The sequence below is a fragment of the Paracoccus sp. FO-3 genome, assembly GCF_006386455.1.
GTDB lineage: Bacteria > Pseudomonadota > Alphaproteobacteria > Rhodobacterales > Rhodobacteraceae > Paracoccus > Paracoccus versutus.
In genome coordinates this window covers 1-1,699 of record NZ_VCBQ01000248.1, presented here as the reverse complement: position 1 = coordinate 1,699, position 1,699 = coordinate 1, and the positions used below count along the sequence as shown (strand labels likewise).

2 protein-coding genes and 1 pseudogene are annotated in these 1,699 nt (G+C 72.9%); 1 reads left to right on the top strand and 2 read right to left on the bottom strand.

Annotated elements, in window-relative coordinates:
- Both FE811_RS28065 and FE811_RS28060 read right to left on the bottom strand, forming a co-directional pair.
- Positions 1-419 (bottom strand): annotated as a pseudogene (locus FE811_RS28065) (hypothetical protein); the annotation flags it as partial.
- Complete coding sequence (locus tag FE811_RS28060) at positions 359-760, bottom strand: NAD-dependent epimerase/dehydratase family protein (RefSeq protein WP_116220453.1); 402 nt, start codon at positions 758-760, stop codon at positions 359-361. The gene FE811_RS28060 and the pseudogene FE811_RS28065, both read right to left, overlap by 61 nt.
- A gap of 318 nt (positions 761-1,078) precedes the next feature.
- Here FE811_RS28060 and FE811_RS26755 point away from each other — a divergent pair, with 318 nt between their 5' ends.
- Positions 1,079-1,624, top strand: coding sequence for a CAP domain-containing protein (locus FE811_RS26755; protein ID WP_114535702.1), 546 nt, complete (start codon positions 1,079-1,081; stop codon positions 1,622-1,624).
- The last annotated feature ends 75 nt before the right edge of the window (positions 1,625-1,699 follow it).

Sequence of the window (1,699 nt, the reverse complement as noted above, 5' to 3'; positions counted from 1 at the left end):
CAGCCTGCCCGCCAGGTCGCCCGCCCGGTAAAGCAGGCCCGCCACCAGCCAGGCAGCGCCAGCGGCCGCGCCGGGCGCCAGCCCAGCCAGGCGCGATGCAGCGCCCCCACCTGGGCAAAGGACAGTCGCTCTGGCCCGGCCAGTTCCAGCGCCAGCCGTGCCGGCCGGTCGGGCGGGACGAAGAACGCCACGGTTTCGGCCACATCCTCCAGCGCCGCCCCCTGCAGGGGGCCGGTCTCGGGCATCACCGGCAGCACGGGCAGGGCCGCCAGGCCGCGGATCAGCGCGCTGGCGCCAAAGACCGGCCCGCCCAGCACCACCGAGGGCCGCAGGATCACCCAGTCCGGGTCCAGCGCCATCAGCGCCCTGTCGCCCTTGAGCTTGCTGGCCGAATAGGCCGAGGCCTGCCGCCGGTCCACCCGATGGCCGAGAAATGCACGGCCCGCCGCACCCCCGCCGCCGCGCAGGCGCGAAACAGCGCCTCGGCCCCGGTGGCATGGGCGGCGGCGGTATCCTCGCGCGCATTGTCCTGCAGCACGCCGACGCAGTTCACCACCGCGTCGATGTCGCGAAGATGCGGCAGCCAGGTCTCGGGCTCGCGCGCCTGGCGGAAATCCACCCGGATCCAGCCCGAGACCGCGCCGGGTGCCGCCGGCGCGGCGCTGCGGGTGGTGCCCAGGACGACATGGCCGTCGGCGACCAGCCGGGTGCAGACGCTTTGCCCGATCAGCCCCGTCGCCCCCGTCACCAGCACCCCCATGGCCGGCCTGCATCGGGGGCTGTATCGGGGGCTGGGCCGGCCGCCTCACGCCTGATCGGGCGGCTCATCGGTCGTTTCTCCCTGGGATTTGCACGAGAATTCCGCGAGGACCAGGTGAAGCGCCCGCAAGCGGCCTTGTTCCAGCGCCGCAGCGGATCAGGAACCATGTCCCCTTCCGGGTCGTTCTACACGCATGACGTGTCCGAAGATCGCCGGCACAGCCCCAGGGCGCCGCGACCCGCATTTCCATCGTGCTTTCGTTCAGGTTTTTCCAGTCGTGCCGCAGGCGTTCTTCCATCGCATCAGGAGGAAAACACGATGCCGCACGAAATCCCCCACCCCGCATGCACCGCGGTTGCGGCCTGCCTGCTGCTTGCCGCCTGCACCGCGCCGCCAAGCGCCGGGCCGGACAAGGCCTATGACGTGCAGGTCTCGGCGCCGGGCCTGGTCGAATGCAGCACCCCCAGCCCGCAGGTCGTCCGTTCCGGCCTCAGCGCCACCAACCGCGCCCGCAGCCAGGCCGGGCTGCCCGCGGTCCAGGCCAATGCCCTGCTGTCGCAGGCCGCGGCCGCCCATGCCTGCGACATGGCGCAGCGCGGCCGGATGAGCCATGCCGGCAGCCGCAGCAGCGGCCCGGCGCAACGGCTCAAGGCGCTGGGATATGCGCCGCGCATCACCGCCGAGAACATCGCCGCCGGCCCCTACGGCGCCGACCAGGTGCTGGGGGAATGGAACAGCTCCAGCGGGCACCGGGCCAATATCCTGATCCCGCAGGTCCGGCAGTTCGGCATCGGCCACGCCACCGGCGCGGATGGCCGGACCCGCTTCTGGTCGGCCGTCTATGCCGCGCCAGCCGGGCGCTGAACGCAGCGGGTCGGGCCGCCGCTAGGACGCGGCGACCGGCCCGGGCTTTGCTGTCTGGACGGCTGTTACGGCTGC